The organism is [Clostridium] aminophilum (assembly GCF_900101295.1).
GTDB classification, from domain to species: domain Bacteria; phylum Bacillota; class Clostridia; order Lachnospirales; family Lachnospiraceae; genus Clostridium_R; species Clostridium_R aminophilum_A.
In genome coordinates this window covers 1-19858 of the sequence record NZ_FOIL01000018.1, presented here as the reverse complement: position 1 = coordinate 19858, position 19858 = coordinate 1, and the positions used below count along the sequence as shown (strand labels likewise).

The following is a 19858-nucleotide window of genomic DNA, read 5'->3' as shown; positions in this document are numbered from 1 at the left end:
GCTCACACGATATCAAGTATTTTTTCCGACAGCTCTTCAATCTTCGGAACAAGGGAAAGATCTCCGCTCCTGCGGCATTTCTCCGCCATCTCACGGATCTCCCCGGTCAGCTCCCGCGTCCTGCGGAACTTTTCATAGAGACCGAGTTTTTCCTCATATCCTTCCAGGAGCTTATCGCATCTGCGGAGCAGATCATGGACCGCCTGTCTCGTCACACCCTGCTCTTCGGCAATCTCGGCCAGAGACATATCATTCAGGACCAGATCCTCATACACTTCCCGCTGATGTTTCGTGAGAAGCTCGCCATAAAAATCATACAGGATTCCCTGCTTCACAATTTTTTCCAACTGCATCACCTGTGCTATCTTACAGGATAAAAAAAACGGTGTCAAGAGTTTTTTCTTGACACCGTAAAATATCTTCTAACCATCACAGGTACGGCCTTAATACTTCAATCAGTTCATAAACCTTCGTACCCGGGGCAGATGCGCTTGGTGTTTTTCCTGCGTTCATCCTATCGAGTTTTTTTGCATTTTCTATTGCAAAATCCATGTAAGGTCTAAGGACAGTATACATATCTTTCCTGTTTTTCTTATACTTACCTTTCCCTACGTAAGACAACCACTCCGTTAACTTGGGCCAATACTCTTTTCTATGAATATCGGTTTGATAAAATCCAAAATGAAGAAGAAACCATAATTCAATGCACTGATTGGACCAAATGGCATGAAACCGGGTGGTGTCTCCTTCCGTCTTTCTGCAAAGCTCTGCTGTCTTGTTAATACGTTCAGCCGGGAAATCATCCGTATCATAAACAATCCATACATGTTTATAATCATTTGGGCCAGTCGCACTTTGTCTTGCTTTTTCAAACAAATTCAAAGTATTGTCGCCCTTTCCTTCCACCTTGAGCACAATTCGGTCACTGTATTTTTCGTTTATGATCCTTCTGATTTCCTCAAAGTAATTTGGCTCGGTATCGGTTCCTTCCGTTACGATCAAATGATACTCCGGATTAATTCCTATCTTTCTGACATAACGATCATTTTTGACCCAATCCTTACCAAGATCACTCTTCTTTAACGGTTTTAGGCTCATAACCATTCTTCCCCGAGAAGATTCTCAAGATACGGATCCGCTCCATATCTTCCTTCCATGTACTGCTTATCGTACGCAGCAGAACTGCTGACATGCCGATCGTTTTCATCCCGAATATCATAGAGAGAATAGATCTTGCTCTCATGATTCCGATCCAATGCCGAAAACCAAATTTCATCCCTTCTGAAAACGCTGTTTTTCATCGTTGTAAGATCATGTGATGAAAACATAAGCTGTGCGCCACGACGATTAACCTCTGGATTTTTAAAAAGCCGGATGATGTATCGAAGAAGTTTCGGATGAAGTTTTGCATCAAGTTCATCAATGATGACAAGCCGTCCGTCCTGCAGTGCAATAAGAAGAATCGGAAGTGCGGCAAGTAGCTTCTTTGTACCGTCCGATTCCGAAGAAAATGGTAGTTCATACTCTTTTCCCTCAAGGATTCTTCTTGTATAAAGTTCCTTTTCCGCCGTGTCATATCGATAATCCATGATGTCGATATCCAGATCATTAAGAGCTCGTATAATTTTTTTCTTAAGCTCCACATTATCTGCCATCATGATTTGCCGGTCTACTTCAGGAACTGCATAGCTCTGAATAATGCAACTTTCAAACCAGGTAACAACCTCTGAAATGACCGGAATATTATAGTTGATCGCTAGAAACGACAGGTATGGCATCTTTGGATTCACAAGTCGGTTTACACTCACTTTATTTATGGTGCTTCCAAGTGTGATCTCAGACTTTTCCCGCTCAAAAACCGTCCCTGTCTTATGACCGCCTATCGCCCTCCAATACAGGCTTTCCGAAACAACCGTTCCATTTTTTACCGCAATATAGTAACGGTATTCATTCGTTTTTATCCTAAAGTATATTTGGAATTCGGTCGGCTCATTTTGCGACTCATCATCCAACAGATATGGCTGGCAGGATACATAATGCTGCAACACCAGGCTTTCCCTGTTCTTCTCCAGTTCTGCCACCGGTCGTACAACGATTGATATAAGACATGCAAGGGCCTGTAACAGGTTAGTTTTTCCGCCGCCGTTTGGTCCATACAGAACACTGACAGGTAATATATCCCCGTCCTTCTCCGATTCGATACTGCTAAGCAAACTTTCCTTGAATTCTGGGATTGCTGCTGCCTTAAAATCAAATATGGTTTCCGACCTATACGACTTAAAGTTCTTAAATGAAAAATATCGGATCATTCCCACACCTCGCGCAAGCCATGATGTTAATCAAAATCATCCTCAATGATACAATTGTATTTTAATCTTTTACAGATATCAATGTCAATCTGTATAATTTGTAATGCATATTTTTTTCTCTAAATTGATTTTATAGATTTGCTGCCGTGGTTTATGGCGTTTTTCGAGGTGGGAAACCCTACTCATCCATGTACCTGAAACGGGCACAGGTGGTGCCGGATTTGCTGAGAAATGCCGTCATCAAGCATCCGAATCAGGCATGGTCGCTCGGATATCACCTATATCCCGATCGAGCACGGCTTTCTGTATCTGACAGCCATTATTGACTATGCCGCATGATCGTCGGCCGGAACTGGATGACACGCTCCACACAAATGCCTGCATTCAGGCCTGCCAAAAGGTATTCAAGGTCGCAAGGCACAATATCCATAACTCGGATCAGGGATGTCAGTTCACCAGCGCGGAATACAAAGTGATGTCAGGAATCACTCCTTTGCAACTTGCAAATGATACTTATGAGCTCTCATACTGAATGCAAACTCACTACCTTCCATAACATCACATATTTCAGAACGTATTTCGGCTTGATCGAGCGTTCCTTCGTATTTCTTTTTTACAGAAACACTGTCTGAGTCCATTGAGGTTATGTACTCGGCATCGCCGTTTACCGGAATGTTTGCATTGTGTGTAATAACTATTATTTGACGATTACGTTTAGCTATCTTCAAGCGTTTTACAACAAGTTCATATACAAGTTTATTATCCAAATCATCTTCTGGCTGATCCAAAATTAACGGTACGTTCCCATAAGCCAATATAAAGGTTAATATAGCTGTAGTCTTTTGTCCTGCAGATGCCGTACTCAACGGAACATATTTCTTTCCACCTTCTGGTTTGTAACTTACGACGAGCTCGTCGTTAGGAATCAATTCCTCTAGTCTATAAAACTTATCCGTGTCCAGTTCTCGTATAGCCTTTTTAAATGTCGCTGAAAAAGATTCCTTTAACTCCTGATCCGTTCTTATCTGTCTTATGATATTACGATATTCATCAATACCTTTTTTACCAAATACAATTTCCTCAAGTTTCTGTATATCTTCATTTACTCTTACGCCATCTTTTCCGATCAGTTCTTTAATCTCTTTTTCAAACGATTCTCGATTAGCTGCAGGGATAAATTTTATCTGAACATTATCATCATCCCCCAAGACATTGCTGACAAATCCTTCTCTGGCATTTCTCAATACAATTAGTTGCTGCTCATATTGTTTTACCAACCTTCTGAGTTCACCATTTGCAGTCTTTAGTTTTTTCTTTACCTCTCCTATCTGTAAAAGTTGTTGCTCCTTCTCCGTTTTTAGGTTCATGAGCTCGCCTAACTTCGTTACTTCGATATTCTTTTCTTCCAAATCACTTTTTACTTTGTCAAATGCAACCTGTGTATCATTTTTCTTTTTTATCCACTCGCTATCCGTCAGAAACACGTCTATAGATTCTTGTATGTTCTTGATCTCAGCAATAGCAAGAAAGACCTTATTCAATTCATCTCCAACTTTTTGTGAAATAACATCATATACCCCAGCCAGCTCTTTCGAGCATTTATCCATCTCTATCTTCAACTCTAAAGAAGGCACGGAATTCACGGCATTTGTAAGTTTCGTCTCATATTCGCTTAACAAAAGCTTGATTCGATTTATTTCAGCTTCTTCGTTTGAGAAGTTCTGAACTGCTTCGATTTGGTCTGAAATACCACTTTTCTTAAATAACGTAATTTGATCATCCAAATCTCTAATTTCCGTCTTAAGCATTTCTTCGCCGGAACATAACAGTTCATATTCATGTATTTCTTTCTTTTTTCTTATTACCTCATCGAAAGCTTTGACACACTTCGCCTTTAGGGTGGCAGTTTCTTCAATTTCTTGATCAATAATCTTTAATAGGGCCTCTGAATCTTTTGCAATTTCAAAAATCTCTTTTTGCGTATAGACCTGAGCTTTCATAAACTCAAGGAAATTATCTTCTATTTCTATCCAGTCCTGTTCTTCGTCGTTATATCTATAAATTCTCCTAACCTGATCCTTAGATGATTTTATATTAGAAACAACGACTTTGTATAATCCGTTATTTCTAACCATTTCTATCACTATTTGAGATTTATCCTTTAAAATCCCCAATGATTCACCGGTTTTGGAATCTGTTTTTACACGTTTATAATAATTATCCTGTTCTGCCTGAATGGTTTCAGTCGATCTATCTGCCAATTGAAGGCCACCCGTCAGTGTTCTTACCACTGACGATTTTCCACTGCCTCTTCCACCAATAACACAATTTAACTGCGGGTTGAAATCAAGACTAATAGCTCTGTTTTGCGGATTTATCGTAGTATCGGTAATTGTAAGTGACTTAATCCATAATTCTGGAATTCTTTCAGGTATGGTATCCGAGTCAGTATCAATACAAACCCTCACATCAGTAGATAAGAAGGCTTGCCTTACACTTTCTAAACTAGGATTCTTATCCATTTTAATCCAAGTAAACCTACGCCCGATTCCCCAAAGACCATGCCTTGTTGAGCCTGCTTCACTGGGATTATCGGATGCAGCTATCATCGGTATTCTTGCTTTCAATACCTTCTCGTAAGTTTTTCTCCACGTTTCAATAGTCTTTTCATCCACACTTGGTCCGTATTTCTTTTTGAACGTATCAAACAGTTTTTGCTTATCCTTCGTTATCGCATACGCTTCCCATTCCATACTATTTACCACTTGAACAGCATCAACATAGTCTTCGTTCAAAAGCTTTTGAAGTTGCTGTGGCGCCATTTCACTTATGGAAGCCGGTTCATCTATATGAGCTGCAATAACCAAAGCGCCTTTTTCTTTTGCTAATTTACAAACATCAAAAACTGACTGTGAAGTCCCTATACTTTTTCCGATTAAGCCCGAATCAATATCTAATCGATTTAAAAAATCACGTACATTCTCTTGAGTTTTATCTACATCAAAAAGAATCAACATATGAATCTTGGATGTATCACAAGTAACCTCTACTCCAGGGAATACTGTAATTCCTTTTTTCTGTCCAATTTCTCGCACTGTGTCTATAGCACGATAATCATTATGATCTGTAACAGCTATGCAGTTTAATCCTTTTTTATAAACCTCTTCCATCCATTCTTCATATGTGTTTTTTTCTGCATAGCACTCACTACTCATTGTATGAATATGGAAGTCACATTTGTACCATCTTGTTCCTACGTATTCCATAGTATCCCCCTTACGCCGCTATCGCATTATCATTTATGCGTTCTATAACCTTCCGGATTCCCATCCAGACATTAAGATCTATAGATATCTCAACTACGCTGCCCTGATCTGTGAAGGAGATTCCTGAAGCACGGACAAATTCTTCTTTCTCACACGCTCGAGGATTCTCTTCCCGGCACTACTCAGGTTCATTATAAGGCGTTAAAAACTTGTCTTGAAAACTGACTCATTATAAATCTGCGCCGCTGGTTCGATCACGTTCATGGGATAATCGCAATAATCACACATGCGATACAAATTATGTCCTTCCACTAATTCGTTTAGCAGCTGCGGAGTCATTCGTTCATTTATGCTTAGCATATTTGCCAACATATCCTCATTATGACACCCTACAGCCTCCGCAAATAGTGTTCTACAACAGCAATACAATTTTCCATCATAAAGCATTATGTCATGTTTCCCAAACATACATTTTTGCTGAATGTCCCTATTCTCCTTCTCTTTTCTTCCATGTTTTCGCAACTCCCCATATGTCAACCATGATTCTGCCCTTGCATATATGTCACATGGAACCCCTTTTGCTGTGGCCTCATAAAACAATTCCTTCTTTTTATATGAGAGTTCTCCATAATTTGAGACACGAAAGATTGCGCCACACTCTCTCATTGCAATGCATGCTTCTTCTGATGGAACCATGGTACCATTGGTAGCCACCGTAATGAAAGCGATTCTTGGATTCTCCGCGTGTTTCCTCACCCACTTCGGAAAATACGGGTTCAACAATGGTTCCCCCCCTTGAATATTGCAATAAAGAATAGGTCGAATTGCAGTAATTAAATCTATACTATTCATCTGTTTTTCCATACTGATATGTTTCTTTTCTTTTCTATATGGAATCCCATTTGAACATTCCTTGCATCTAAGATTACAATACGTTGTTATAATGCTATCAATATTTGGAATACACTTATCCTCATCCATAGCTTTTATCGTTTTAGCAAGTTCTTCCCTGTCGCATGGACGATGAATAATCTCAGAAAGCCAAACGTAGTAAATTGCCAGGAAACTAAAACACGGACTACCTTGAAAGACTCGATCCGCTTCATTCCTCATACTCTCTCTGGTACTTTTTCGAATACCGCATAAAATTACAACTTTTTTGCTATCGGGAAGATATGTTTTTTCATCTTCTATTTTCCCTCCATCATACATGCGTGTTACATACCCACACCTTATATCTCGTAATGCTTGTTTTACAAGCGGGATGACGGAAGTTCTTCCATATAAGATAATCTCATCAGCACGATTAATAAGTATCATTTCATCTTCAAACTCACGTAGCCAATACTCTCTATCCGTGCCCATCGTCATCACCTCGTTATCGCTACATTTATTTGGATTCGACGTATTTTACCACTCTTTCAGTTCACACTGCAGTGCAATACCGTTATAACTTTACAAGATTCACAAAAACACTTTTACTTTCCTTTGGAAAAACATTGCATTTAAATCTTTTACTTTTAATCTCTTTATCCGTAGTAATAAAAACTTCGCCATCCGGAACCATAATATCCGCAAGACGATCCAAATCAGTTAAACTAATCCCATTCTTTCTAAACGGTTCTTCAACGACAATATAATGGTATTTCGTATTGCCAGCAAAGTTTATGACCTCGTCAATCGAAGCAACACGAGCTGTATGATCAGAAAATGCTTTCACTTCATCAAAGTATTTTTCATCCTGATCAACGAATGTTAAAGTCACGTCTATATTATGTCGTTTCTCTTTGTATAGTTCCCGTAGTTTCAGCGGATTTGCTCCAATTCCAGAATTGATTCCTAAAATTTCGATGTGCCCCTCAAATTTACAATCGAAGTCGCTAAAAATAGGATCATAGCAAAACCCTGTTCCCCAAGGATCAATACCGAAGTATTCTTCAAATTTTTTTCTATTCTCGGTATATAATCTATAACTTTCTTTCTGATCTTCTGTATGCTTTCCAGTCTCGTCCTTTATCGTAACACTTCCAAAATGGTAACAATACGCATCCTTTGCTAAGATTAAACGAAATCCCTTTCTTCTGTAGTTTAGTGCCATCGTATCATCCGGAAAAGAATATGATAACGAAGCCTCGGATAAATGATACCCTGTCGGTATATTATCTAAAATATACTCAGTACGGCCCATTTCAGCGGGATTGACCAATCTTGTTCGCTGCTCATGTCGGAAAGGATCATAAACATTGTTTTTTTCGGCCCACTTAATCATTTCTTCTATTCCATCAAATTCTGATGGAATGGACTGATAATTGCTTACATTAGGGGTTGTTGGCACCACAAGTGCAGTCTCAGGATCTTCCTTAAGTATTCTCATCATATTCTCAATAGCGTGCGGAGTTACGAGAACATCATTTGAAACCATGAGATAATACTCGCCCTCAAGAACCCTTTCCACTGGTCTGTGAATCGCCCGATTCTCCTGAATATCGAACTGTTTCGTTGGCATAACTGATTCAAAGTAGCCTTTTATATCTTCTGTACTACCATTATCAACTAAGATCAATTCGCAAGTTATATTCTTCGGAATATTATCGATCAAACATTCTATACACATTTTTGTTAATTCCAATTTGTTATATGCAAAAACAAAGATCGACAAATCATATTTATACCGCCCAGTTTTTCTGGATTCTTCTATGTATGGATTCCTTTGAAGCAAAGGCATCTCATTATTATAGTATTCTTCCCATTTCTCCTTATAAGGAAAGATACAAGTCCAAAAATAATACTCCGAGTACATATCGTTCACAAAAGGAATTAATTCAAATTCAATCTTGTGAAGAGCCTTGGATTGATTATAACAGGATAATCTCACTATTCTCGAAAGTGAATAGCGGCAACAGATTGCAGCTTTTTCAAGTCGCAATCCTTTATGATCATTATGTTGCAATACCCCTTCTTTTGAAAGATACTGCAAAATCACATCAATTCGTTCTGCCAACTGATAAAAAGTGTGTGTTTTCCCTGCTTCCAATTCCGTATGCATACTACTAACAGCGTTCTGAACCAGAGACAAAGAATGAATGGTTTCTTGAATTTTATTTCCTATCATAACATCTCCCATAAATCCCCCTGTTAGAACAAGCCCGATTTACCATATAATATCGTTTAAAAACATAACATCACATATTCCTGTTATCTTCTTGATCCATTGCATAACAAACAATGTCATGGCCAACCGTTGAATGTGCTCGAAGCCTTATCCTATATTCCGGATTCATTGATTTAAGAATAGCTGGCACCTCTATCAATTGTTTTAATCCGTGATAATTTGAGATCGCACATAGTGGTTTCTGTTCGGTGATAATCTTTCTAGCACCATACAAGGCCGGAATCTCACTATTCTCAATATCCATTTTCAAAAAGGTTACCTTCCTCCCTTCAAGACAATCATCCAATGTTTTCAACTCAACAATCTCACTTGCATCATATCCAATTGAATTAGTACCCATAACATAACTGGTATCGTTACGTAAATATGCCTTCATTTTCTCATTTTTATCATGCAATCCGCATCCGAACAATTCAATCCTAGAATGATTTTTTTCTATCTGGTAAATATTTGAACGAAGTCTTTTAAGATTTTTAGGGTCAAGTTCAAAGCCATAGTATTTCTCGTATTCTCCACCACTCCATTGGTAAAATAATTCGAAAGTATCTCCAACAAAAGCTCCACAATCTACAAAACACTCATCAGACCTTTTACCAACAAAATCTGTAAAATACTGATGCGGATCATAATACTCCTCAATATTATTTACAATATTAACGGTTCTATAATCGCAGAACAATTGTTCTAAGACGGCTGTAAAAACTCTTTTAGAAAAATCATCTTCACACCAATCAATAATTTGCATTACCCTGTCGAGAAAATACTCTTTGTCCACCTCCCCAATTTCGCGTAAAAGATAAACCATATTCTTCCATATCGGAGTGGATATTACATGGTCAAAGTTAGACTTTTGCAATTGGAGATTAATTGCCGTATTGGCTTTCACCGGTCCATTCGATGGACTTACAAATACAAGGCACTTGTCTTTGATTTTGCACAAATCATCAAAGCAAATCGGCTGAGGATTCTCCGAGAAACGATTTCTGATCTGTTCATAATTATTGTCACAAACATAATCTACCTCTAAACCAAAAGATTTTATCAAATCTATCATATCTATTCCGAGGGATCCTGCGCCAAATACGCAAAATGCACCATATTGTGTTTTTAGTTTTTTTAAATAGTCTCCAAACAAACCTTTTACAACCAGATCTTTCGAAACATCATACTTTGATTTGATCAGTTTAAATGCAATTTCTCTATAATCCACTTTATTACCTTTCTACAATGTACGGCCACATATTCTCTAATTCACCCGACATCATGGATCCATCTTTCGTGATGAATGCTTTAACTCTCGGGGACACGGTCTCTTCCGGATCAACCTTCAAAATGCATACGACGGAATTATCATCCCTCATAATCTTCGGCAAAAGCTGTTCCATCTCTTTTCCCGTTTGCAGAACATATGTCTCAAATCCGTAAGCTTCCGTGATTTTTGAAATATCCGGAAATGTGGAACCACTCTCCGCATCACTGGCAACATAGTGCCCGTCAAAATTATTTCTCTGCATGGAACGGATACTTGCATAACCGCCATTGTCCCAGATAAACATTTTAACAGGCAGACGTAGCCTGTGGATTGTTTCCAATTCCTGAATGTTTAACTGAAATGCACCGTCACCGTTGATCAGAATCGTCCGCCGTCTGTCATTTGCAAGACACGCACCGATCGTATACGGAACACCGAACCCCATGGATCCAAGACCGGCAGCATTTTTCATCTTCTGACCTTCCTTCAGCCGAAACGCCTGATAGGTGATCTCACCTGCCCCGCCGGAGCTTTCCGGAACAATAACGTCGTCCTCCCGAAGAAGCTCACAGAGGCAATCGATAAAATGATAAGCTGAAATACATCCTTCTCTGTTCCTGTGATCTTCCGTAACAACCGGATAACGATTCCGAATCTCTTTACAATGCAATATCCAATCCGCTCTCTCCGAAGCCTGTTCATTCAATAGAGTACCGTTCTCATCATCTGAACATGCTTTCATCATTTTTCGGAGAAATACTCCGGCATCGCTCGCATAATATGACGCATTCCGAAACTTCATTCTGGATAGCTCATGTTCATCGATATCAATGATGATCTTCGTTGCATTCTTACCGAAATTACCTTCGTCAAACGCGGTGATGCTGGTATCCAGCCTGCTGCCAATCGAAAGGATGAAGTCCGACTCCTGAAGAATCAGGTTTGCACCCCGGTCACCCATGATTCCCGGATGCCCCACGTATAGTTCATCCTCCTCTGCGAACATATCAATGGTCTTCCAGGTCGTTTCAACCGGAACTTTAATCTGTCCAATCAATTCTTTTAAATCATTATTCGCTCCGGATAACTTTATTCCGTTCCCAGCGATAATAAGCGGTTTTCTGCTTTCAGCTATTTTTTTCAGCGTATATCTTACTGCATCATCTGACTGATCGTTTAAATTCTCTTTCGGAAGATATCTCTTGAGTTTTTCCGGATCAATTTCGGCCGCCTGGACATCTAACGGAATATCGATCCACACCGGTCCCGGTCTCCCATTTGTCGCTCCGTACCACGCTTTTTCAAGCTCATACCGAATTTCATTTGGATCCAGAATCTGAACAGCAGACTTCGTGATCGGATGTACCATATCTACGATCTGGACTTCCTGAGAGCCGATCTGCCGAACACCGCTGTCTCCGACCAGATCCGATCGTTTTGCCTGTCCGGAAATGATGAACATCGGCGTCGAATCGATCCATCCAGCTGTCACTCCGGTGATCGCATTCGTTCCACCGGGGCCGCTGGTAACCAAAAGAACGCCCGGCATGTTCGTATGCTGCCCATATGCTTCCGCAGCGATTGCCGCTGCCTGCTCATGTAAAAACGGCACATAGCTGATCCCAGATTTCCCCAAAGAGTCCACCAGGTGCATAGCTCCGCCGCCAGGAAGCATAAAAATATGTCTTACATTTTTTTCTTTCAGAAACTCAAACAGATAATCCGATAATTTCATAATTCCCGTCCTGTCTTTTCCCGGTAGCTGTCCACTTCGTTATTTCTAAGCCGATATTGGCCGATCGTAGCGCATATAATTCCCATATCATCAAATTCGCGAATGGATGATTCACCGTAATATACTCAAAAGTCTTCAATATAATCTTTTCCAAAAACGCTTCATCTGGTATCGACGAACCAAAACCTTAATCACCTTATAAACCAGAAAACCTGCAAAAGCCGACCCTACGCCAAACCATCGAGGTGTTTTTGAAAGCGCTTTGACGCAGGGCCTCTTTTTATCTAGATAATCGATCAATTCCCAAATGCACCCTTCACCGCCATTCTTTTGTAATACCACATCTGCTGCCGATCTGGCGGAATCAATGGCATTTGCCGGGCAAAATCCCTTTCCGGCATACCTCAGTGGCTCCACATCATACTTTCCGTCACCGATATAAGCGATATTTTTTGCAGATACTCCGGAGTCCTTCTCGATCCGTTTTAATGTCTCAAGTTTTTCTTTGTTCCCGCGGTAGAAATATTCCCACGGAAAACGCTGTTCAAACCAATCGACAATCCGCGTGTCTTCTCCGGTGATCGCTGCGAGCCGAACGCCGCGACGATGTAGTTCAAAAATGGCGTCCACATCTTTGAGATTGATTCGTTTCAATTCATTTCCATCAGCGTCTACAGTAATGCATCCGTCTGTAAGCACGCCATCAATGTCAAAAACGATCAACTCGATTTTCTCCATCATATAATCGAACCTTTCCGACTATCCTCTCAGTTTCTTTTTGGTGATAAGTTCAGACTCCGAAAGAATCTTTTCTCCCGAACCGAGCATGGTTTCAATCAAGCGAATATTCTGTACCATTTCCATCAACTCATTCGGTTCAATGGAAGCAGCCTGATCCGATCCATACATCGTTTTATCCAGTGTGATATGCCGCTAAATAGAAGTTGCACCCAACGCCACAGCGCATTCGCTGACCAGAATCCCCTTCTCATGACCGCTGTAACCGACATTGCAACCATATTTCTTCCTGAGCGCGGGAATGAGATTCAGATTTGCTTCTTCCACCGGCATCGGATAAGTGCTGTTGCAATGAAGCAGCTCATAGTTACATTTATGCTTTTCAAAAATCGCAACTGCATGATTGATCTCTTCCAGCGTACTCATCCCGGTCGCAATGAACGTGTACTTTCCCTCCGAAGCGATTTCCTCCAAAAGAGCATCATTCACCAACATCGCAGAAGCAACTTTGTTGTACTTGAGATGAAATTGTCTGAGAAAAATCTGAGAGTCCACATCCCAGGCCGAAGCGAACCATTCGATGCCTTTCTTTTTGCAATACTGGTCGATCTCAGCATACTCTGGAGCGCCAAATTCCAAGCCTTCCTTTTGAGCTCTCTGGGTCGTCCCCCAAGGGCTCTCGCGCGGTCCGTCTAAGTATTCCTTTGTATAGACTTTATCCACGGTGCGTTTTTGGAATTTAACAGCATCACAGCCCGCATCCACTGCGACATCGATCAGTTGTTTTGCAATATTGAGATCACCGTTATGATTGATTCCGATTTCCGCAATAATGAATACATGACTCATATTCGTTCTCCTCGTGTTCTATTATTCAGCATGGTTTTAAAACTAATCATTATTTATTCTAAATATCGACTGTGCAATATCACTGATAATCCAATCGTCATACAATTAGACAATTTAGGAAATATGACTCCACAGTTTCTCCGCTCGGGTGTTTAAATTTATCCGGCACTTTTCCTTTCCATATTCTATCTTTGCCGCCGGATTAATCCGATCGCGAAATATCTCCACATATTCCCGAAGTGGTTTGCTCTCCGGAGATGCCACATTGTAAATCCCCGCCGGAACGGTTTCCGCTGCCAATGCCACGAGCGCTTTTGCGCACTCGTTTTCGTGAAGATAGTTCCAGATGTGATTGCCATCACTGGAAAGAGAGAAATTTTTTCCATTTTTTAACGATTTCATCAACTGCGAATATAGAGTGTGTTCATCGTCATGCTCTCCGTATACGCTGAATATCCGACTCCAGACCAGATCCATACCAGAAAATTGAGTATATCCCTCACACAAATGTCGGGCCGCACATTTTACCGCGCCGTATGCTGTGACCGGTCGAAGCGGTGTTTCTTCTACGATGTTCTCCGACGTCTCCCCATATTCCGCCTGGGAGCCCGTGCAGATAAAACGTCTGCATCCTGCCTTTTCAGCCGCCCGAAGAGCATTCACAGTATGAGTGAGGTTTCGATATTGTTCGTCAAAGTTATTTCTTCCGCCGCTCCATGCGAGATGAAAGAAAACATCATACTTCACTCCAATTGGAAGCGAAAAATCCTCATCAATCGAAATGTCGATCCGATAATAGCCCGTTAATTCTCTGAGACGATTTGCTCGTTTTGATCCCGGCCGAACAAGGACAGTAACTTCATCACCGCGTTCCAAGAGTTCATGGGTAAGTGCCAAGCCGATAAAACCGGTTGCCCCAGTCACCACTGCTTTCATCATTTCACCTCACAGGAAAATTATCGCGATCCTTCCGTCATTCCCACTTGATCCAAGGCGCATTGCCATCCTTGATGAGCTGTTCCAGCATAAGTTTTTCCTGAAGTGTATCCATGCACTGCCAAAACCCTTCATGTTCATAACTCATCAATTGACCTTCATCCGCCAGTTTTTCAAGTGCATCCGCTTCAAATACAGTATCCTCTTTTAAATAGTCAAATACTTTCGGTTCCAGAACCATGTATCCGGCATTGATCGGTTCTGCATCCTGATGACTCTTTTCACGGAACGAACGCACAGAATGATCCATCCCGATATCCAGCATGCCCTTTGTCTGTTTTCGCGCTACGGATGTGAGCGTCGCAAGTTTTCCATGACTTTTATGAAAACGAACGATATCGCTGATATTCACATCGCAGACGCCATCTCCATACGTCATGAGAAACGGCTCATTTCCGACATACGGCTGAATTTTTTTGATTCTTCCCCCGGTATTGGTATCAAGTCCTGTGTTAATCACGAGTACTTTCCACTGTTCCGTACCGTTGTTATGGATCAGTTCCTGCCGGTTCGAAGAAAAGTCAAACAACATATCTGAAGTATAGTATGCGTAATCCGCAAACCATTTCTTGATCATATAGTGCTTGTATCCGGCGCAGATAATGAAGTCATTAAAGCCGTAGTAAGAATACTCTTTCATGATATGCCAGAGGATAGGCATCCCACCGATCTCGATCATCGGTTTTGGCCGCATCTCGGATTCTTCCATAATTCTCGTTCCACGGCCGCCCGCAAGTAATACCACTTTCATAACTGCTTTCTCACTCTCCATTTCCAATACGATTTCAAGTGCAAGAATTAAGTTTTCAAACAATAATGTTCTTTGTTGTTATTATACTGATTATTTGTCATAATTTCAATACAATATTAAATTTAACCATGTTTTCAATTTTTTCTTCATAATTCCTCATGATTGAATTCATTGATTGGTTGTCAGATAATGAAAAGCAACATTATTTCATCTGCATTTATTCAAACACACTTTCCAGCGCGTTCATATACCGGTGAACTCTTGGATCCTCCGGAGCGTGAATATTCAACCGATCCAGAATATTGATCCAACTGATATCGTTCTGTTCAATGAGTTTCTCCATCAGCGGAATATTCTTATCTACATCAAATCTTTCCGCTCTGAGTTCATTGATTGCCCGTCGCTCTTCAGAAAAGAAATTCATCCGCGAGTAATACCGTTCATCCGTATCATGTCTTATGATTCGTTTGATCTGAGCAAAAATTTCGTAATAGAAAGAATTCTCATAATGAGCCCCGTTCAGATCATCCCACTTATTGCCATCTCCGATGTAATACTTGGAAAGATCGATCACCCATGGATCGTATTTCCGGATCACATAATCCTCCAATTCTTTTAATCGACTATTGTACTCCGGATTCGGATAATGTCTGGACACATAGCGCTCCGGCAACGGCTTTATGATCCCATCTTTATCCAGGAACAGATGGTTGCACCGGAAACGGTTCAATATAATACGGTCTTTCCCGTATTTCTGAACCATTTTTTCAAAAAACAAATCCACATATCCGTACCATAGACATGGCGGGATATCGAGAAAATGCAGCAATCGGATCTCTGATTGATATTTTCGGTATAAACCGGTATTGAACAGCTCTCTTGCCGAATTCGAGAAGGTTGTCGTCGCCATGGCTGCAACCTCTGTCTGCAGATCATACAGATCGACAAGAAGCCATTCAGAGTCCGAATTCATCAGAAGAGAGACCGTTTCTTTTCGCAGGCTCTGCTTGAACGCACGGAGAATCTGTTCATCATGGCACCATAACTGATCCACTGTTATACTGTCGATCTCTTCATCGGTAAAGATTCGCGGCTGCATAGCGGAGACAATATTCTCCCTTTGAATAAAGTATCCAAGTTCCAGCGAATCATCCGCGATTCCGCGCTTTTTCGTATCTCCATCCAAAAGTGAGACGCGAGTGACACAGCTTCCCCATACATCTAATTTTGTCTTCATTCCAAAGGGCTCTCCTTTTTTGTATCAGCATTTATTTGCTGTCGATCAATTTATCCGACATTCGTATGGTTTTCTCTCACTAAAGTATATCGACAATTCTTTATGATAAAAAAGCAGTAAAGCATACCTTTCTTATTTTTTACGATCCAATGCATATGTAAGAGTCTTAGAACGACTCAGGCTTTATTACGGCTCGTCTAAACGTCTGGTTGTTCATGCATGACAGCTTTCAGCATGCCCTTTTTCTAGAACAAAGTCCGCAAGCGGACTTCGGCTCCCCCATCCCCTCAGTCCTGAGGGGAGCCCCGCGGACTTTGCGCGCCGCCGCTGGTCACCGTTAGGTGACAGCTTCCTTACAGCGGCGTGCGCATCCTCGCGGAGCGTTTTTCATAGGGAATTTCGGAGAAATTTCCTATGAAAAAAAAGCGGACAGTCGAAACGACGTTCTGTCGCTTCGCTGTCCGCTACTTATACTTATTCTGTTTTGCTTCCTAGTAAATTTTTACCATCGTAACTTATTTTACTTCTTCAATCAACCCTTAAACGGGATAACCGCACCGTTGTAGTTCTTGTTGATGAACTCTGTGATCTTGTCGGAGGTCAGAGTCTCAACCAGCGCCTTGATCTTGTCGGAAGATTCATTTCCTTCCTTAACCGCAATGATATTCACGTAGGTCTTTGCCGCCTCGGAATCACTCTTCTCATACGCGATGGCATCCTTGGATACGGTAAATCCCGCTTCCATTGCGTAGTTTCCGTTCAGAACGACAAAAGCGCACTCATTGACAACGCGGGCAACCTGAGCTGCCTCAAGCGGCTGAATTTTGACGTTCTTCGGATTCTCGGCAATGTCATTCTCCGTTGCGGTGAGGCCTGCGCCGTCCTTCATCTTGATGATGCCGTTGTCCTGAAGAAGCAGAAGTGCTCTCGCCATGTTGGTGGTATCGTTCGGGATTGCGATGGTATCGCCCTCCGCGATGTCATCCAGGCTCTTCTTGGTTCCCGGATAGATGCCGAACGGCTCATAGTGGATGCCGCCCGCATTGATCAGGTGGGTTCCCTTTTCCTGATTGAAGGAATCAAGGTACGGAATGTGCTGGAAGTAGTTGGCGTCAAACTCACCGCTCTCTACAACCATGTTCGGCTGAACGTAATCTTCAAACTCGGTAACCTCAAGATCGTATCCTTTTTCTGCCAGCAGCGGCTTCGCCTCCGCCAGAATCTCCGCATGCGGGGTTGTGCTCGCCGCAACCGTGATCTTCTCCAGTTCACCGGCCGCCCTGGTGGTCTCTGCCTCCCCTGCCGCTGCGGTGGTCTCCGCCTTGGTCTCCTTTGCGGCTGCGGTTGTGGAAGCCGCGCCGGATGCGCCGCATCCGGCCAGTGCCGCTGCAGTGATGATTGCTGCTCCGACTGCTGCAAAAAGTCTCTTCTTCATAGTAGTTCTCCTCTCTTATTAAAAAACTCTTTTATTTTCTCTTATCCAGCGATGCCGCCAGCGTCGTTCCGATCAGCTGGAAAATCTGCATGAGCAGGATAAGCAAAATAACGGTGACAACCATGATATCACCCTGATACCGGTAATATCCGTAACGGATGGCAATATCGCCGAGTCCGCCGCCGCCTACGGTTCCGGCCATGGCCGAATAACCGAGAATGGTTCCGAGGGTAATGGTCGCGCCCGAAATCAGGGATACGCGGGCCTCCCCAAGAAGAACGGTACGGATGATCGTCATGTCATCCGCTCCCATCGCCTGAGCCGCCTCAATCACGCCGTGATCGACCTCTTTCAGCGACGTTTCAACCATCCTCGCAATCAGCGGAGCCGCCGACACAGTCAGCGGGACAATGGTTGCAGTGGATCCGTAGCTTTTTCCGACGATAAGGATTGTGAGCGGAATAATCAGGATCAGAAGGATCAGGAACGGAATACTGCGGAGAATATTGGCCGCCGCGTCCAGCACCCGGTACAGAGCCCGGTTCGGCCGGATTCCGTCCTCATCCGAGACGGCAAGGGCGATTCCCCACGGAAGGCCGAGTACATAACCCGCAAGGGTTGCGGCTCCGGTCATGTAAAGGGATTCGAGGATACCTCTGATCAGCATATTGGTTGTTTCGCTGCTCCACATATCAGTTCACCTCCTCGACCGCAAGGCCTCTCGCATTCAGATAATCAATCATTTTCTCCTGAAGTTCCCGTTCATCCGGGAGTCCGAGAATCATCTCGCCGCGGGCAACGCCGTCCACGTCTTTGGTGTCTGCCTTCAGAATATTGACCGGTGTCCCGAATTTCAGGACCATGTTTCCGATGACCGGTTCAAAGGAAGAATTGCTGGTGAAAACGATGCGGATGCGCCGTTTTTCCCGAAGTTCCTCCATCGTCCGGTCTGCGGCATGTCTCCCTGCAAATGTCTCCGAAGTCTCGCTCCCCTCAAATACCAGTTCTCTTGCCGCCCGTGACTTCGGATGTGTAAAGATCTCCTCCACGGATCCGTCCTCGACGATGCTGCCGTGTTCCACGATGGCAACGTTGTGACAGATTTCCCGCACCACCGACATCTGATGGGTAATGATGACGATCGTGATTCCCATCTCCTGATTGATTTTTTTCAGAAGCTGCAGAATCGAATTCGTGGTCTGGGGGTCCAGGGCACTGGTCGCCTCATCACACAGAAGAATCTTCGGATCACTGGCAATCGCTCTCGCGATGGCAACTCTCTGGCGCTGTCCGCCGGAAAGCTGCGACGGATATGCTTTTTCCTTGTCCGCAAGTCCCACGGTCTTGAGAAGGTCTCTTGCCCGTTCCAGACTTTCCGCCTTTCCTCTTCCCTGAATCTTCAGCGGGAAAAGAATATTATCCAGCACGGTTTTCTGCATCAGCAGATTAAAACTCTGGAATATCATTCCGATGCTGCCGCGGATCTGCCGAAGCTCCCGATCCGAGAGGGCTCCCAGTTCCTGTCCGTCCACGATGACCGATCCTTCGGTCGGAACTTCCAGAAAATTCAAACATCGAACCAGCGTGCTTTTTCCGGCGCCGGACATTCCGATTATTCCGTATATGTCGCCTTCCTCAATCCGGATATTGATATGATTCAGCGCCTGTACGGTCCGGTCTTTGTCCTGAAATGTCTTGGAGACATCCCGGACTTCGATCATACAACTCATACTCATCCTCCCTGACTTCAATGGTAATCGAAATCGGATAGGGGAGATTTGACACTCCCCTTCCACACCACCGTACGTACCGTTCGGTATACGGCGGTTCAATAGTTTACACGAACTTTTAGATAGTGGGCTGATAAGGATGGATATCCGAGTCTGACCACTATTATCGTTTTGGTAAGCGCTGTGTTTAGCATCATCGCCGCTCTCCATGTGCCTTTTCTACAGTTAGCCAGTTCATGTACCTTCCATTCTGGCAAGTGTAGCGCCCTCAGCATCTTGTACCTCGTTCGCACCTTTTTCCATTGTTTCCAATACACTGCCCGGATTCTGTGGCGAAGCCACTCGTCCAGTTCCTCCATCAGGCCTTTCATGTCCGCATACCGGAAGT

16 protein-coding genes and 1 pseudogene are annotated in these 19858 nt (G+C 42.7%); all 17 read right to left on the bottom strand.

Annotation, left to right across the window (positions count from 1 at the left end; translation table 11 throughout):
• Positions 1 to 2 precede the first annotated feature (2 nt).
• Positions 3 to 347 (bottom strand): YlxM family DNA-binding protein, encoded by a 345-nt coding sequence (ylxM, locus tag BMW41_RS06395; protein WP_083378813.1) that lies wholly within the window; start codon positions 345 to 347, stop codon positions 3 to 5.
• 82 nt (positions 348 to 429) lie between these two features.
• Positions 430 to 1098 carry an RloB family protein gene (locus BMW41_RS06390; protein WP_074649371.1) on the bottom strand — a complete coding sequence of 223 codons (669 nt, stop codon included), beginning with the start codon at positions 1096 to 1098 and terminating at the stop codon, positions 430 to 432.
• On the bottom strand, positions 1095 to 2309 hold the full coding sequence (locus BMW41_RS06385; protein WP_074649370.1) for an AAA family ATPase: 1215 nt from the start codon (positions 2307 to 2309) through the stop codon (positions 1095 to 1097). Before BMW41_RS06385 ends, BMW41_RS06390 begins: the two co-directional genes overlap by 4 nt.
• 485 nt (positions 2310 to 2794) lie before the next feature.
• Positions 2795 to 5575 (bottom strand): TrlF family AAA-like ATPase, encoded by a 2781-nt coding sequence (locus BMW41_RS06380; protein ID WP_074649369.1) that lies wholly within the window; start codon positions 5573 to 5575, stop codon positions 2795 to 2797.
• Between the two features lie 201 nt (positions 5576 to 5776).
• Positions 5777 to 6940, bottom strand: a complete 1164-nt coding sequence (locus tag BMW41_RS06375) for a radical SAM protein (RefSeq protein WP_074649368.1) — start codon at positions 6938 to 6940, stop codon at positions 5777 to 5779.
• Positions 6941 to 7022: 82 nt separating this feature from the next.
• Positions 7023 to 8699: a glycosyltransferase gene (locus BMW41_RS06370; protein WP_074649367.1), complete on the bottom strand. Its 1677-nt coding sequence runs from the start codon at positions 8697 to 8699 to the stop codon at positions 7023 to 7025.
• 58 nt (positions 8700 to 8757) lie between these two features.
• Entirely contained in the window at positions 8758 to 9957 is a 1200-nt protein-coding gene (locus BMW41_RS06365) for an FkbM family methyltransferase (protein WP_074649366.1), read from the bottom strand.
• 4 nt (positions 9958 to 9961) lie between these two features.
• Complete coding sequence (locus BMW41_RS06360) at positions 9962 to 11734, bottom strand: thiamine pyrophosphate-binding protein (protein ID WP_242870301.1); 1773 nt, start codon at positions 11732 to 11734, stop codon at positions 9962 to 9964.
• Positions 11735 to 11869: 135 nt separating this feature from the next.
• Positions 11870 to 12475 carry a KdsC family phosphatase gene (locus tag BMW41_RS06355; RefSeq protein WP_074649364.1) on the bottom strand — a complete coding sequence of 202 codons (606 nt, stop codon included), beginning with the start codon at positions 12473 to 12475 and terminating at the stop codon, positions 11870 to 11872.
• Positions 12476 to 12493: 18 nt separating this feature from the next.
• Positions 12494 to 13321: pseudogene (locus BMW41_RS06350) on the bottom strand (N-acetylneuraminate synthase family protein).
• A gap of 114 nt (positions 13322 to 13435) precedes the next feature.
• A complete protein-coding gene (locus BMW41_RS06345; protein ID WP_207646872.1) occupies positions 13436 to 14257 on the bottom strand; it encodes an NAD-dependent epimerase/dehydratase family protein in 822 nt (273 codons plus the stop codon).
• A gap of 37 nt (positions 14258 to 14294) precedes the next feature.
• A complete protein-coding gene (rfbF, locus tag BMW41_RS06340) occupies positions 14295 to 15068 on the bottom strand; it encodes a glucose-1-phosphate cytidylyltransferase (RefSeq protein WP_074649402.1) in 774 nt (257 codons plus the stop codon).
• A 217-nt stretch (positions 15069 to 15285) separates the two neighbouring features.
• Positions 15286 to 16305 (bottom strand): DUF6270 domain-containing protein, encoded by a 1020-nt coding sequence (locus BMW41_RS06335; RefSeq protein WP_074649362.1) that lies wholly within the window; start codon positions 16303 to 16305, stop codon positions 15286 to 15288.
• 532 nt (positions 16306 to 16837) lie between these two features.
• Positions 16838 to 17740 carry a MetQ/NlpA family ABC transporter substrate-binding protein gene (locus BMW41_RS06330; protein ID WP_074649361.1) on the bottom strand — a complete coding sequence of 301 codons (903 nt, stop codon included), beginning with the start codon at positions 17738 to 17740 and terminating at the stop codon, positions 16838 to 16840.
• Positions 17741 to 17771: 31 nt separating this feature from the next.
• Positions 17772 to 18431: a methionine ABC transporter permease gene (locus tag BMW41_RS06325; RefSeq protein ID WP_074649360.1), complete on the bottom strand. Its 660-nt coding sequence runs from the start codon at positions 18429 to 18431 to the stop codon at positions 17772 to 17774.
• 1 nt (position 18432) lies between these two features.
• On the bottom strand, positions 18433 to 19470 hold the full coding sequence (locus tag BMW41_RS06320) for a methionine ABC transporter ATP-binding protein (RefSeq protein ID WP_074649359.1): 1038 nt from the start codon (positions 19468 to 19470) through the stop codon (positions 18433 to 18435).
• 98 nt (positions 19471 to 19568) lie between these two features.
• Positions 19569 to 19858 (bottom strand): group II intron maturase-specific domain-containing protein (locus BMW41_RS06315; protein ID WP_278280328.1); only part of this gene is annotated, 290 nt, incomplete at its 5' end.

Bases quoted from the DNA above. Each gene is read 5' to 3' on its own strand.
- BMW41_RS06385 (WP_074649370.1), bottom strand. From the start codon at position 2,309: ATGATCCGATATTTTTCATTTAAGAACTTTAAGTCGTATAGGTCGGAA.
- BMW41_RS06380 (WP_074649369.1), bottom strand. From the start codon at position 5,575: ATGGAATACGTAGGAACAAGATGGTACAAATGTGACTTCCATATTCAT.
- BMW41_RS06345 (WP_207646872.1), bottom strand. From the start codon at position 14,257: ATGAAAGCAGTGGTGACTGGGGCAACCGGTTTTATCGGCTTGGCACTT.
- BMW41_RS06335 (WP_074649362.1), bottom strand. From the start codon at position 16,305: ATGAAGACAAAATTAGATGTATGGGGAAGCTGTGTCACTCGCGTCTCA.
- BMW41_RS06360 (WP_242870301.1), bottom strand. From the start codon at position 11,734: ATGAAATTATCGGATTATCTGTTTGAGTTTCTGAAAGAAAAAAATGTA.
- rfbF (WP_074649402.1), bottom strand. From the start codon at position 15,068: ATGAAAGTGGTATTACTTGCGGGCGGCCGTGGAACGAGAATTATGGAA.
- BMW41_RS06355 (WP_074649364.1), bottom strand. From the start codon at position 12,475: ATGATGGAGAAAATCGAGTTGATCGTTTTTGACATTGATGGCGTGCTT.
- BMW41_RS06330 (WP_074649361.1), bottom strand. From the start codon at position 17,740: ATGAAGAAGAGACTTTTTGCAGCAGTCGGAGCAGCAATCATCACTGCA.
- BMW41_RS06370 (WP_074649367.1), bottom strand. From the start codon at position 8,699: ATGGGAGATGTTATGATAGGAAATAAAATTCAAGAAACCATTCATTCT.
- BMW41_RS06325 (WP_074649360.1), bottom strand. From the start codon at position 18,431: ATGTGGAGCAGCGAAACAACCAATATGCTGATCAGAGGTATCCTCGAA.
- BMW41_RS06390 (WP_074649371.1), bottom strand. From the start codon at position 1,098: ATGAGCCTAAAACCGTTAAAGAAGAGTGATCTTGGTAAGGATTGGGTC.
- BMW41_RS06320 (WP_074649359.1), bottom strand. From the start codon at position 19,470: ATGAGTTGTATGATCGAAGTCCGGGATGTCTCCAAGACATTTCAGGAC.
- BMW41_RS06375 (WP_074649368.1), bottom strand. From the start codon at position 6,940: ATGGGCACGGATAGAGAGTATTGGCTACGTGAGTTTGAAGATGAAATG.